Source organism: Rhodococcus sp. B7740, from assembly GCF_000954115.1.
Taxonomy (GTDB): Bacteria; Actinomycetota; Actinomycetes; order Mycobacteriales; family Mycobacteriaceae; genus Rhodococcoides.
On sequence record NZ_CP010797.1, the window covers coordinates 3,838,906 to 3,851,773 of the forward strand.

Sequence of the window (12,868 nt, forward strand, 5' to 3'; positions counted from 1 at the left end):
ACGATACACAGCATGTCGTCGCCGCTACCGAAGCTGCTGGTGCTCGCCGCAGCCGCATTCATCTACGTCACGGCGGAAACGCTGCCCGTGGGGTTGCTCCCCGAGATATCCGGGGACCTCGGCGTCGGCGAATCCGCCGTGGGTCTCCTACTGACCTTCTACGCGTACGGCGTCGCCGTGATGACGATGCCGTTGATCCGGTTCGTGCGGCAGTGGCCCCGACGACGCGTCGTGGTCATCACCGTTGCCGCACTGGCACTCTCGCAACTCCTGTCGGCGATATCGGTCGGATATCCGATGTTGGTGATCTCTCGAATGCTCTGCGCGGCAACGCACGGAGTCTTCTGGGCTGTCGTCGCTCCGGTCGCGGCATCGCTGGCTCTACCCGGTAAGCAGGGCAAGGCCATCGCGACGGTGTATGCCGGTACCTCGTTGGCGTTGGTTGCCGGCAACCCGCTCACTGCCGCACTGGGCCAGTGGCTCGGATGGCGCACCGCAGCAACGATTCTCGGCATCGTCGCCGCAGCCATCGCGGTGGCGCTGTACTTCGTCCTCCCGGCACTACCGGTCACCCGAGCGGTCTCGGAAACGAAGAAGACACCGCGGGTGCTCGACGGCTCCCTGGCCGTTCTGTGCGCAGTGACGTTCCTGGCCGTCCTCGGTCATTTCGCCGCGTACACCTACTTCTCGGTGATCGTCGATCGTGCCATCGGATCGGCGGGAACCACCCTGACCTTGATGCTGATGCTGTACGGACTGTTCGGGGTGGTCGGCATCTGGGTGATCGGGAGAACCTACGACCGGTGGCCCCGGCACTCGACCATCGCGGCCCTCGGTGCGGTCGCAGCGGCAGTGGCAATTCTCTGGTGCACTCTGAGCGGGGCTCCGGGCAGCTGGGCCGTGTTCGCCGTCGGTGCCATCGCGTTGTGGGGGCTGGCCTTCACCACCCTTCCGGTGTGTATTCAATCGGCCGTGGTCAGAGCCGCCCCGGCCGATGCGGACAAGGCGTCGGCGATCTACGTCGTTTCCTTCCAGTTGGCGATCGCGACGGGCGCACTGCTGGGCGGTGTGGTGATCGACCTGAGCGGCATCGGGGCCGTCACCGCTGCTGCAACAGCCCTGGTCGCCGCAGCGCTGGCCGTGGTCGTGTTGGCGCGCAGAACCTTTCCGAGTCGCTACGCACAGGAGCCGGTGACAGCAACGGCACGCTGACCGTTGAGGTACCCCGCACGATAGGGTCAGCACGCGACGAACGAGGGAATCCGGTGCAATTCCGGAGCTGGCGCGCAACGGTGACGAGTGAGAGCTCGAAGTCCGAATGCTCGGACGTCGCGATCCACCTCCAACCGCGGCTCCGCGACACGAGCCCTCAGCAGGAAGCTCTTCACGATGCGCACCACCCTCGCCGTACTAGGCGCTGTCTCGTTCCTCGTTCTCGCCGGCTGTTCGTCCACGGCGACGACCGACGCGGCCACCCAGACCACAGGAAACTATCCGCTGACCATCGACAATTGCGGTCGCGACGTCGTCGTCGACGCCCCGCCGCAACGTGCGGTCTCGTTGAATCAGGGTTCGACGGAAATCCTTCTCTCGCTCGGCCTCGCCGACCGTATGGTCGGCACCGCTACCTGGACCGACCCCGTCCGTGCGAACCTCGAGTCGGAGAACGCGAAGGTGCCCAGGTTGGCGGACAACAAACCTTCCCTCGAGGTGGTGTTGGACGCCGAGCCCGACTTCGTCACCGCGTCGTTCGGCGGCACCCTCGGACCGGGAGGCGTCGCTGACAGAGACCAGTTCGAGCAGCTCGGTGTGCCGAGCTATCTCTCTCCCACCGACTGCAACGGCAAGACCGACGACAGCGTCAACTCCGACGGCGCGCGTACCTCGCCACTCGAGATCGAGACCGTCTACCAGGAGATTCGCGACCTCGCGGCCATCTTCGACGTGCGTGAACGCGGTGAACGCTTCATCGCCGAGCTGCAGGATCGCTTCGCGAAGGCATCGGGAGCCGTCGACGCCTCCGGTGTGACGCTGGCGTACTGGTTCGCCGACACCGACACCCCCTACATGGCCGGATGCTGTGGATCGTCGGGCATCATCACCGAATCTGTCGGTGCCGAGAACATCTACGCCGACACCACCGACGAATGGCCACAGGTCAATTGGGAGAGTGTTCTCGATCGTGATCCCACCGCGCTCGTGCTCGCGGACCTGAGCCGACGGAGCATCGCCGGTGATGCTCTCGACAGCAAGATCGCCTTCCTGGAATCGAATCCCGTCACGAGTCGGCTCACCGCCGTCGAGAGCAAGCGGTACATCGTCGTCAACGGTGCCGACCTCAACCCGTCGATCCGTACGATCGACGGGGTCGAAAAAGTTGCTGCTGCTCTGCAGAACTGGGGATCGACCACCCCATGAGCCGGACCGATCGCGGGTTGCTGATCCCGCTTCTGCTCGGTGGCTTCGTGGTGTTGGTGCTTTCGATCGGCGTGGCCGTGACCATCGGTCCGGCCAGCGTGTCGGTATCCGATGTGTATCGAGTGATACTGGGGCACATCGGGATCGGTACGGCCGAAGTGAGCCGCATCGAGGACGGCATCGTCTGGCAGTTGCGATTGCCCCGAACGCTGCTCGCCGCCGTCTGCGGTGCAGGCCTCGCGCTGTGCGGAGCCATCATGCAATCGCTGCTGCGCAATCCCCTCGCCGACCCGTTCGTACTGGGTATCTCGTCGGGCGCATCCACCGGTGCCGTCGTCGTCGCGGTGCTCGGCGTCGGTGGCGGTGCACTGTCGCTGTCCACCGGAGCCTTCGCCGGAGCGCTGCTGTCGTTCGTGCTGGTCATGCTGCTCGCCGCAGGTGCGGGCGGCGGCAACGACCGCGTCGTGCTCGCGGGAGTGGCAGGTACACAACTGTTCTCGGCTCTGACGTCGTTCATCGTCATATCTTCGGCCGACGCCGAGCAAACCCGAGGAGTCTTGTTCTGGCTGCTCGGTTCCTTGAGCGGCGCCGACTGGACGGACGTGGCACTGTGCGGCACTGTGGCACTGCTGGGCATGGCGGTGTGCCTGTTCAACACCTCGGCCCTCGATGCTTTCACTTTCGGGCACGACGCGGCCGCATCCCTCGGCGTTCCGGTGAAGTACGTGCGAATCCTGTTGCTGGTCATCACCGCATTGATCACGGCCGCCCTCGTCAGCGCCGCCGGTGCCATCGGATTCGTAGGGCTGGTGCTACCGCACGCTGCTCGTTTCCTCGTGGGGTCGCGCCATCGAAGACTGCTCCCCACGACGGTGGTGATGGGGGCAATATTCATGGTCTGGGTCGACACCATCGCTCGAACGGTGTTCGCACCACAGGAAATTCCGGTCGGAGTGGTCACGGCCCTCACCGGCGTTCCGGCCTTCGCCTTGATTCTCTTTCGGCTCAGGAGATCTCGATGACACTGCACGCCAGAGACATTCGATGGACCCGGAGTGGACATCCGATCCTCGACGGCATCAGCTTCGCGCCCGAACCGGGAGAGACCATCGGCCTGATCGGCCCCAACGGCTCGGGCAAATCCTCCCTGTTGCGCATTCTTGCCGGCATCGTCGCCCCCGACAGCGGCGACGTGCTGCTCGACGGAGACAACCTGCGAACACTGCGCCGACGTCGCGTCGCCAGACGGGTGGCCATGGTCGACCAACACTCCGACACCGACGTCGACATCAGCGTCCGCGACGTCGTCCGCCTCGGCCGCATCCCACATCACGGCATCCTCGGCGGCGACGCATCCGACGACGACGCCGCCATCGCACGAGCACTCACCGACACCGCCATGGCATCGAAAGCCACCCGACGGTGGCACACCCTCTCCGGCGGCGAACGCCAACGAGTCCAGATCGCCCGAGCCCTCGCCCAGCAACCCACCGAACTACTGCTCGACGAGCCGACCAATCACCTCGACATCCAACATCAACTCGACATCCTCACCCTCGTCGCAGGCCTACCCCTGAGCAGCTACATCGCCCTGCACGACCTCAACCTCGCCGCCATGTTCTGCGACCGAATCATCGTCCTCGATCACGGCACCATCGTGGCATCGGGAACCCCGAACGAAGTGATCACCGAACACCTCGTGCGCACGGTATACAACGTGAACGCCAGCGTCACGAATGCCGACAACTACCCCCAGGTGACCTATCGCCGCCCCACCCCTTCCGACCCTGGAGTCCACTCGATGTGACATTGACTGCCGAAAAGGCCACTGGATGTCACATTGAGTACCGGCGGATGGCACACAGTGTGACGCCGGGCCGGGGGATCTAGAGTTGCCGCAGTTTCTTCTCGAATGCGTCGATGCGTGTGGTGTCCTCGAAGAAGTCTTCTTGCGAGATGATTTTCCCCCAGCTCGTGCGGACCAGGAGCACGGTGCGGTTGTTGTAGATCTGGGTGCCGTCGGCTGCGTGGGCTCGGTCGTCGAACCGCACGAGCAGGGTCATTCGCCAGGGTGCGCCGCCACTGTAGATTTCGCTGATCTGTCCTTGTATCCCGGCTGCGACGAAGTCCTGGAAGAATCTTTCGATGGCTGCGCGGCCGCGATGGGTGCCCGACCAGCGGCTGTCTCCGTCGGCGAACTTGAGCACTGCGTCTCGGTGGAACGACGCGAGCAGGGGACGGTAGTCGCCGTTGTTCAGCGCTTCGATGTCTCGCTGCAGCTTGAGTGTCAGCGCTCGCATCAGCAGAAGCTTGAATGCGAAGGCCGTCGAGATGCCGGCCAGAAATCTCAGTTGCATGCCCATACGTTTGCCTACCGTTCATCGACGTGTCAATCGAGTCGGCGGTACGTTCTGTCGATGATTCATCATGTGCAGGTCGCGTGTCCGGCGGGCGGCGAGGATCTCGAGCGAGCGTTCTTCTCAGGAGCCTTGGGCTGGGAGGAGGTCCCGAAGCCGCCGTTGTTGGCCGTTCGCGGGGGCTGTTGGTTCCGGGTGCCGGGTGTGGGTGGTCCCGACGGTGAGTTGCATGTCGGCGTCGACGACGACTTTCGTCCGGCAGTGAAGGCGCACCCGGCTTTCGTTGCCGACGTCGATGCAACCGCTGCGGCGTTGACGTCTGCCGGCTACCCGGTGAATTGGGCCGACCCCGAGGAGATCGCGGGTCGACGACGGTTCCATACCGGCGACGGAGTGGGCAATCGAATCGAATTCGTGGCAGCACAATAGGTCACAGACCCACCGAGATGGCTCCGGTGACAATCGCGAACACGATGTACATCAGCGACGCGGCCAACACCCACAGGAATGCGAAGCGTTGGAAGTCGCCCAGTGACGCGCGGACCAGGCCGAGAAGAACCCACAACGGTGCCGACGCCGGTCCGATCGAGTGAGCCATCTGGCCGATCACGGCGGCACGCGCCATCTCTTCGGGTGGGATGGAGTACTGCGCAGCCGATTCCGCGAGTACCGGCACTATCCCGAAGAAGTAGGCGTCGTTGGCCATGAAGAAGCTCAGCGGTATGCCGATCAGCGCGGCTGCGGCGGGAATCATGCCCTCGGCACCGTCCGGAATCAGCGATATCAGCGCGTCGGCCATGGCGGTTGTCATACCGGTTTCGGTGAGGATGCCGGTGAACACGCCGGCACCGAGGACCAATATGACGACGGGGACGGCGTTGGCAGCGTGCGATCGGATCACCTCGCCCTGATCGGAGGGCTTGGGGTGGTTGACGACGAGCACGATGATGAATCCCAGCATGAACAGCACCAATAGGTCCGCGACTCCCAGCACCAGCAGCACCAGCAAGGTGACCGTCAGTGCTGCGTTCACCCACGTTCGCCAGGTTGCCTTCGTCAGAAGTGTTCCCTCCGAGCCCTCTTCGTGCCCGCCAGCAGACACGTGCGCGGTGACTTCGGCGATGCGCTCAGGGGAGATCTTCTTACGTGCGCTGCGCCCCAACAGGTACGCGAGGCCGACGATCGCCGCGGACATCAGCAGCATCGCCGGCAGCATGTGTACGAAGTACTCGGTGGCATCGATCTGCAGCACGCTGATCGCTCGGGTCGCGGCTCCGCCCCACGGCGTAGTACCGGATATGGTCCCGAGAGCCATGGTCGCGATCGTGGCGATCACCAGGGGGTTGATTCCGAGCTTGCGATAGATGGGGAGAAACGCGGAGCAGATGATCATGTATGACGTGGTGCCGTCGCCGTCGAGTGCGACCAGGAGTGCGAGAACCGCTGTGCCGACGCAGATCTTGACGGGGTCTCCACCGGACAGTCGGATGATGCCGCGCGAAATGGGTTCGAACAGTTTGGCGTCCATCATGATCCCGAAGTACAGCACCGCGAAGAGCAGCAAAATTGCTGTGGGAGCAACGGTTTCGATGCCTTTCGCGACCATGTCCGGTAGCGCTGCACCCTGTCCACTGATCAACAGAACAACGATGGGGATGGTGACGACGGCAACCAGTGCCGTCGCCCACTTCTTGATCACCACCAGCATGAAGGATGCGAGTGAGACGAATCCGAGCACTGCCAACATGATTCAGCGCTCCGATTCGAGGTGCTCGATTACTGCGAGCGTGAAGCGCTCGGTGGTTGCGGTTCCGTGGAGGTCCGCCGTGCGGGTCTCGGGCATACCCACGGCCGTGTCGATGGCTCGATGAATCGATCTGCCCGCTGCAGTCAGTCTTTCGTCGCCGCGCTGCTGTCCGATCCAGTCCAGGAGCATTGCGGCAGAACCGATCAACGACGCGGGATTGGCGATTCCTTGCCCTGCTATGTCGGGTGCCGATCCATGTTGTGCTTGCGCGACGGCGTGCTTGTCACCGACATTCAGTGACGCCGCCAATCCCAAGCTGCCGGAGAGCTCGGTGGCCTCGTCCGAGAGGATGTCCCCGAACATGTTGGTGGTTGCGATCACGTCGAAGGACTCCGGTCGACGTATCAGCAGCGCGGCGACAGCGTCGACCAATAGCTCCTCGTAGGAGACGTCGGGAAAGTCCTGCCGGACGGCTCTGGCCGCCTCGAGGAACAGCCCGTCGCTCAGCCTGAGGACGTTGGCCTTGTGCACCACGGTGACTTTCGATCTACGCGTCCGTGCCAGCTCGAACGCTCGGCGCACGATGCGTTCGGAACCGTGACGAGTCACCTTTCGAATGGCCAGTGCGAGGTCCTCTGTGGGCATGAACTCGCCACCACCGGCGAACATCGTCCGATCGGCATAGAAGCCTTCGGTGTTCTCTCTGGCAATCACGAGGTCGAAGTTCTTGCCGAGAGGATTCGGGAGAGCCGGGACAGTCCTGGCGGGCCGAATGTTGGCGTACAGGTCCAACTTTCGCCGCAGTATTCCCGACGGGTTGACGCCGCCTTCGGAGGTCGGTGGGTAGTCCAGGTGCGACACCGGGCCCAGAACGACGCCGTCTGCTGCACGCGAGAGATCGACGATGGCGTCGGGCATGGTTGTCCGTGAGGCGGCGAGCGCATCGAAACCGATGGTTCCATCGGTGAACCTAGCGGTGATTCCGTTGTGCGCGAGCGCACTTTCGACCACCGAGGCAGTCGCCGCGCTGATCTCGGGACCGATGCCGTCGCCGGCGAGAACCACCAGTTCGACTGTGTTGTCTGGGGCTGGCGCTGGGTGTCCGGTAGTCACGATGTCTCCAGGTGTTCACGTCCGCACTGTTGCGGACTAGGTCACCGATGTGACCTGGGGCATACCTTGCCGCCTACGCAGCGTGAAGACCAGAGATCGTTTCTTACATCTGACTCAAGCAGAATTCATAGCTTCGAAGAGCGTGACGAGCACCGATCTCATGGCATTCGATGCAGGGGACGGCGCCCGCTGCTCGAGGCGGCACAGCAGGATTCGCCGCCTCGAGAGTTCGTCCAAGGCAATCGACTCGACGCCCTCGCGAAGGTAGCGAGTAGTCATCGCGGGTGCCACGGTGAGTCCCAGCCCGGCAGCAACCATCGCCTGAGATTCCATGTAGTCGTTGGACTCGATCAGGATCTGAGGCTCGAAACCGGCTTTGAGACAGGCTGTTCGGAACATCGTGGTGATGGAGTGCTGCGACGCGCGAACGATCCACTGTTCGCCTTCGAGCGATTGGAGTGGAACGGGGCCTCTCCGAGACCAACCCGCGGGAACGAGAAGGACTGTGGCGTCCTCGGCGATGACTTCGGTCTCGACGTCGTCGACCACCATCGGCAATTCCGGGTAGTCCCATGCCAAGGACAGATCTACTTCTCGGCCCAGCAGCATCGCGTGCAGGTCGCGCAGCCGCGACGACCGTATGCCCAAATCGATCCCTGGATGCGCAGAGCGAAATGCGCTCATGACGTCCGGCAGAAGAGATGCAGCGAAGGAAGGGAAGACGCCCAGGGTGACGTGGCCGCTGCGGGCATCGAGCAGATCGTCGAGGTCGGCGCGCAGGGCAGACAGTTGCGTGTCGATCGCCGCCGCTCTCCCCGCAACGAGCCGACCGGCCTCGGTGAGGCGCACTCCGTGTGCGTGTCGCTCGAGGACCGGGGTTCCGACGACGGCCTCGAGTCTCTTGACCTGCTGGGACACAGCTGAGGGGGTGAACATGAGCCGTTCGGCAGCGGCCGTCATCGACCCGCTGCGGTCGATTTCCACCAGCAACTTGAGCAGGGACAGTTCCACATCCATCTGTCGAGACTAAGCGGTGTCTGCGACGATGGAGCGCGTGACGACAGGGGGAGGCAATGTGGACCCGCTAGTGGCGTTCTGGCGTGAAGCGGATGACACCGACCCCGTCCGTATGCGTGTCGAGATGGCGGACTTGCTCTCGGCCGCATCCTATTCGGATGCTCGTACTCTGTTCGAGCGTGCATCGCTGGAAGACTTCTTGGGCGACGGTGCGGCCGCAGTCCCGTTGTATGAAGCCTCCCTGTCGGCTGGTCTCGAGGGCGACCGGGAAAATCAGGCCCGGATCCAATTGGCGAGTTCGTTGCGCAATGTCGGGCGACCGCACGATGCATTGCACGTGCTCCGAGAGTTCGAGTTCGCGAACGAATACATCTCCGCACGTGACGCATTCGTGGCGCTGACCCTGTGGGATATCGGGGATGTAGCGCAGGCGCTTCGGAGTGCGCTTCGGGCAGCGAACCCGGCAATGGGGAAATATCGTCGAGCAATCGGGGCCTACGCGGCCGAGTTGTCCACACGACCTGAGGGGAATCCATGACCGACAGCGCATTCGATCCACACGACCTTCTCGAACAGAGCCGAATCGGAGTGTTGGCGACCATCAAGGCCAGCGGACTTCCGCAGCTCTCGCCGGTGACGCCGTTCTACGATCGCGCTGCCGAGACCATCCGAATCTCGGTGACCGATGGACGAGCGAAAACGGCCAACTTGCGTCGAGATCCACGCGCCGCACTCGAAGTGACCAGTCCCGACGGTAGGGCATGGGCGACGGCGGAAGGAACCGTCACCCTCACCGGCCCGGGTACGTCACCGAACAGCCCCGAAGTCGATGCCCTGGTGGACTACTTCCGCGCCGCGGCCGGTGAGCACCCCGATTGGAACGAATACCGAGCAGTCATGGTCGCTGACCGACGAGTTCTTGTGACTATCTCCGTGACCCACGTCTACGGCCAATCGATGGCCTGACACCCCTCCCCGTCCACTCAACGTGACATTGACTGCCCGAAAGGCCACCGAACGTCACATTGACTGCGCGGAAAAACGTCGGTCAGGTGATCTGATAGATGTCCAGTTCGATCGAGTTCGGCAGTCGTTTGCCGGATCCGAGAAACAGTCGTTCGTTCATCCATGCGAGGCGGCTTGCGGCTGAGGACAGGCGCGGTTGGCTTCGGAAGTAGACGCGATCGGCGGGCACATCTTCGCCGCGGACAAGTGCGTCGATGTCCTCTTCGGCACCACTTCGTATGCCCATGTTGTGTACGGCGACTCGTTCGCCCGCATCGGTCTCGAGGGCGTATCGGGCGTCCAGTTCTGTGAGTGTGGGGGTGCGGAGAATCTGGTGATCCGCTCCGCCGGGCAGGACTCGGCCGCGCAGTAGGGGGCCCTCGACGGTCCCGCCGAGGATCGGCACGATCCGGCGGTGACCATCGACCACCTCGCCCAAGTCGATCGGTTTGCCCACGGTTACCGACAGATGTGCGACGAAGATCAGCTCGGGGCCCACGTCAGTTCGTTCGGTCGGCGAATCCGTCGGGCAGATCGCTGGGCGCGACCGACACGATCGTCTCGTCGTCGATGCCGACGTGCTCGAACAAAGTGATTCGGGCGAATTCGGGGACCACGTAAATGGGGTAGGTCGGTCCGGCATCACGATAGGCGCGCATCTCGTCGAGATGATCATTCTGGTACAGAACAGTTTTCGTACCGTCCAGCTCGATCCACTGAGGGAAGAAGATCGTGCCGTGCAGACGCCGCTTGCCGGGAATGACGTTGACGACGACGGATGTTCCGGTGGGCTCGTTCCATGAGATCTTGTAGACGCCCTCATCGAGTTGGACCAGATCGACTTCCTGGTCCTTGACCCATCGACCACCGACCATGCCGGTGTGGATGCGGTAGTCGATCGTCGTAGCGTTCTTGACGTACATCTCGTACTGCCAGTTGTTCGCGTACGTGTAGATGAAGCGGTGCCCGACGATGCCGCTGAGGTCCTGATTCGGGACCGGATTCTGAACCGAGGTCTCTGTATCCATAAGAATATTTTGTCACAAAACTATGTTTGCGGCAAAACTACATGTGCGATCATCGAACGATGCACTCCTCCGCGATCGAACTCGGGCGACAACTGGGGCCGCTGCGACGCTCGCTGCTCCGCGCGACCCGCGAGGCCGCGGATTTGCCTGACCTCCCCGACTCGCACGTCGAGGTGATGAGGGCGCTGGTCGACAAGCCGTCGATGAGCCCCGGCGTCCTCGCGGCACATCTGAACCTCGCTCGCTCCACCGTGAGCAACCTGATCAAGGCAATGGTCGACGCGGGTCTCGTCGAACGATCGATCTCGTCGAACGACCTCCGGGGAGCGACCCTGACGGCGTCGACCAAGGCCCTCCGCCTCCTCGCCGAATACGACACAGTCAGCTCGCAGGTCCTTTCCGACGCACTCGACGAACTGACCGTGGACAGCCGTCGAGCACTCTCTGCGGCAATCCCTGCTCTGGCCGACATCACGGAAATCCTGTCTCGTCGATCGTCCTGAGCGTTTCGCCCAGTCGACCGCAGTCCACTCGATGTGACATTGACTGCCGAAAAGTCCACTGAATGTCACATCGAGTGTCTACCGGGTACGCCGACGGTGGAGTCAGGCAACAGTGTTCATGTCGCGAACCAATCGAGGAGTGCGCAGCTGACGAACAGTCGACAGCCAATGGCGTACGGGATAGGAAAGCCGGACGACGAAGTAGTTGACGAACTCGATGACTCCGAAGAGCCATACCGCGACGACGGCGAGAGCCGCACCGATCCCGGCGGGAAGCCATACGATGATGCCCACCAACCCGGCAGCGAGCAACGCGACGTCGACGATTCGACACACCCGGTAGGTCCCGCGTAGGAAGACGGGCATCGGGTGGTTTTCGACCCAGGAACGCGCCAGCAGCCAGTAGACCCCCGCTTGTACGAGCACGACGAGCAACGGAACAAGGGCGGACCACAACGCGAGACGGTCTTGTCGGTCGTCGAGCCGCGGTATCGCCATGGTGAGGGCAAGCGTCAGGAAGACTACGGCTGCGACCAGCTCGCCGATCCCCAGCGACAGATATCGCCGACGCAACCCCTCGCGTCGGCCGGCCAACATGTCGTCAGACTACCGAGCACGGCGGCCGAGACCGATCGGCCGTGCGCTGGGCTCCCTCCAGCAGTCCACTCGATGTGACATTGACCCCCGAAAAGGCCACTGAACGTCACATTGAGTGGTCAACGGGGGCAGCGCCGGGAGGGGAGGAGATGAGGACGGCTATGGATTTCGTTGGATGGGGAGCCATAGTTCTCCCGCTCCCGAGGACCAGTCGGGGGAGGCTTCGGTGACGGTCAGGATTTCCGGTCCCGGGATTGTTTCGTAGGGGTTGGAGGGGAACCATTCGCTGAAGGCGTCGGCCCAGAGTTGTTGGAGTGCGGGGGCGAGTGCGGTGTTGCTGCTCGTCTCGAATACCGCCCAGGTCGATGCGGGCACGGCGAGGGTGTCCCAGTCGGTTGTTCCGGCCGACGTGCTTGCAACTGCGAAGTAGTAGTCGAAGAGACTGCCGTCCTCGCGTTCGGGTTCGAAGCCGTCGCTGACGAAGAGAATGTCGGGGAGCTCGGGCAGGTCGGCAAGTTCGCGCAGTTCGTCGCCGGTTCCGGGGGCCAGGTTTCGGTGGAATTCGGTCATGGCGGTGTTCTCGCCGTGAAATCGGAGTGGGATTCGGGTGGTTTTGCCGACGATGTGGAATGCGGGCAGGTCGGTGATGCGGTATCGCATGGTGCTTCGTCCTTCGATGGTCAGGTGAAATGTCACTGCTTGTCTGGAACGAAGGATGGCTCCGGGGCGGCGTGCTCGAGATGGTGTGATGCCGTGTAGGTCTCGGAAGGCGCGGGTGAACGCGTCCGCGGTGTATCCGTATTTGGTCGCGACGTCGAGCACACCCTGTCCGTCGAGAATGTCGGCTGCTGCCAGCGTCATTCGGCGTTGTCGGATGTAGTGCGACAGTGGTAGTCCCGCCAGCGCCGAGAACACGCGTCGAAAGTGATACTCCGATGTGCGGGTGATCCGAGCGAGTTCGGTCGGATCGATCTCGCGGTCGAGGTTCTTCTCGATGTAGTCGAGTGCTGCGTTCCATCGTTCGAGCATGTGCCGGTGACCTTCCTTCGTTCTGCCCGAAACGATAGGAGCACTGGACCGATG

The 12,868-nt window shown here is 63.0% G+C and carries 16 protein-coding genes; 8 read left to right on the forward strand and 8 right to left on the reverse strand.

Features of this window, described 5'->3' with window-relative positions:
* Positions 1–12 precede the first annotated feature (12 nt).
* The 4 genes from NY08_RS17715 (at position 13) to NY08_RS17730 (ending at position 4,225) form a co-directional block, all read left to right on the forward strand.
* The gene (locus tag NY08_RS17715) at positions 13–1,212 is read left to right on the forward strand and encodes an MFS transporter (RefSeq protein ID WP_045197807.1); all 1,200 of its coding nucleotides are present in this window, start codon (positions 13–15) and stop codon (positions 1,210–1,212) included.
* A gap of 177 nt (positions 1,213–1,389) precedes the next feature.
* The gene (locus NY08_RS17720; RefSeq protein ID WP_045197809.1) at positions 1,390–2,418 is read left to right on the forward strand and encodes an ABC transporter substrate-binding protein; all 1,029 of its coding nucleotides are present in this window, start codon (positions 1,390–1,392) and stop codon (positions 2,416–2,418) included.
* Positions 2,415–3,440 carry a FecCD family ABC transporter permease gene (locus NY08_RS17725; RefSeq protein WP_045197812.1) on the forward strand — a complete coding sequence of 342 codons (1,026 nt, stop codon included), beginning with the start codon at positions 2,415–2,417 and terminating at the stop codon, positions 3,438–3,440. Before NY08_RS17720 ends, NY08_RS17725 begins: the two co-directional genes overlap by 4 nt.
* Positions 3,437–4,225: an ABC transporter ATP-binding protein gene (locus tag NY08_RS17730; RefSeq protein WP_045197814.1), complete on the forward strand. Its 789-nt coding sequence runs from the start codon at positions 3,437–3,439 to the stop codon at positions 4,223–4,225. Before NY08_RS17725 ends, NY08_RS17730 begins: the two co-directional genes overlap by 4 nt.
* Before the next feature lie 79 nt (positions 4,226–4,304).
* Here NY08_RS17730 and NY08_RS17735 read toward each other — a convergent pair whose 3' ends face one another.
* Entirely contained in the window at positions 4,305–4,775 is a 471-nt protein-coding gene (locus NY08_RS17735) for a nuclear transport factor 2 family protein (RefSeq protein ID WP_082074044.1), read from the reverse strand.
* A 60-nt stretch (positions 4,776–4,835) separates the two neighbouring features.
* On the opposite strand from NY08_RS17735, the gene NY08_RS17740 reads away from it, so the two are divergent.
* On the forward strand, positions 4,836–5,204 hold the full coding sequence (locus tag NY08_RS17740) for a glyoxalase (protein ID WP_045197816.1): 369 nt from the start codon (positions 4,836–4,838) through the stop codon (positions 5,202–5,204).
* Position 5,205: 1 nt separating this feature from the next.
* On the opposite strand, the gene NY08_RS17745 is transcribed toward NY08_RS17740, so the two are convergent.
* From NY08_RS17745 to NY08_RS17755, 3 genes are all read right to left on the reverse strand, one after another.
* Positions 5,206–6,522 carry a CitMHS family transporter gene (locus NY08_RS17745; RefSeq protein WP_045197818.1) on the reverse strand — a complete coding sequence of 439 codons (1,317 nt, stop codon included), beginning with the start codon at positions 6,520–6,522 and terminating at the stop codon, positions 5,206–5,208.
* A 3-nt stretch (positions 6,523–6,525) separates the two neighbouring features.
* The gene (locus tag NY08_RS17750; protein WP_230596961.1) at positions 6,526–7,587 is read right to left on the reverse strand and encodes an isocitrate/isopropylmalate dehydrogenase family protein; all 1,062 of its coding nucleotides are present in this window, start codon (positions 7,585–7,587) and stop codon (positions 6,526–6,528) included.
* A gap of 162 nt (positions 7,588–7,749) precedes the next feature.
* Entirely contained in the window at positions 7,750–8,652 is a 903-nt protein-coding gene (locus tag NY08_RS17755) for a LysR family transcriptional regulator (protein ID WP_045197822.1), read from the reverse strand.
* 28 nt (positions 8,653–8,680) lie between these two features.
* Here NY08_RS17755 and NY08_RS17760 point away from each other — a divergent pair, with 28 nt between their 5' ends.
* Both NY08_RS17760 and NY08_RS17765 read left to right on the forward strand, forming a co-directional pair.
* On the forward strand, positions 8,681–9,190 hold the full coding sequence (locus NY08_RS17760; protein ID WP_045197824.1) for a tetratricopeptide repeat protein: 510 nt from the start codon (positions 8,681–8,683) through the stop codon (positions 9,188–9,190).
* Positions 9,187–9,618 carry a PPOX class F420-dependent oxidoreductase gene (locus tag NY08_RS17765; RefSeq protein ID WP_045197826.1) on the forward strand — a complete coding sequence of 144 codons (432 nt, stop codon included), beginning with the start codon at positions 9,187–9,189 and terminating at the stop codon, positions 9,616–9,618. Before NY08_RS17760 ends, NY08_RS17765 begins: the two co-directional genes overlap by 4 nt.
* 82 nt (positions 9,619–9,700) lie before the next feature.
* Here the strand turns inward: NY08_RS17765 and NY08_RS17770 are convergent, their stop codons facing one another.
* Positions 9,701–10,156 (reverse strand): DUF3237 domain-containing protein, encoded by a 456-nt coding sequence (locus NY08_RS17770; protein WP_045197828.1) that lies wholly within the window; start codon positions 10,154–10,156, stop codon positions 9,701–9,703.
* 1 nt (position 10,157) lies between these two features.
* Complete coding sequence (locus tag NY08_RS17775) at positions 10,158–10,685, reverse strand: phenolic acid decarboxylase (protein ID WP_045197830.1); 528 nt, start codon at positions 10,683–10,685, stop codon at positions 10,158–10,160.
* A gap of 59 nt (positions 10,686–10,744) precedes the next feature.
* Here NY08_RS17775 and NY08_RS17780 point away from each other — a divergent pair, with 59 nt between their 5' ends.
* Positions 10,745–11,188, forward strand: coding sequence for a MarR family winged helix-turn-helix transcriptional regulator (locus NY08_RS17780; RefSeq protein WP_045197832.1), 444 nt, complete (start codon positions 10,745–10,747; stop codon positions 11,186–11,188).
* 102 nt (positions 11,189–11,290) lie between these two features.
* Here the strand turns inward: NY08_RS17780 and NY08_RS17785 are convergent, their stop codons facing one another.
* Both NY08_RS17785 and NY08_RS17790 read right to left on the reverse strand, forming a co-directional pair.
* Positions 11,291–11,785, reverse strand: coding sequence for a hypothetical protein (locus tag NY08_RS17785; RefSeq protein ID WP_045197834.1), 495 nt, complete (start codon positions 11,783–11,785; stop codon positions 11,291–11,293).
* Between the two features lie 159 nt (positions 11,786–11,944).
* A complete protein-coding gene (locus tag NY08_RS17790) occupies positions 11,945–12,814 on the reverse strand; it encodes an AraC family transcriptional regulator (RefSeq protein WP_045197835.1) in 870 nt (289 codons plus the stop codon).
* Positions 12,815–12,868 lie beyond the last annotated feature (54 nt).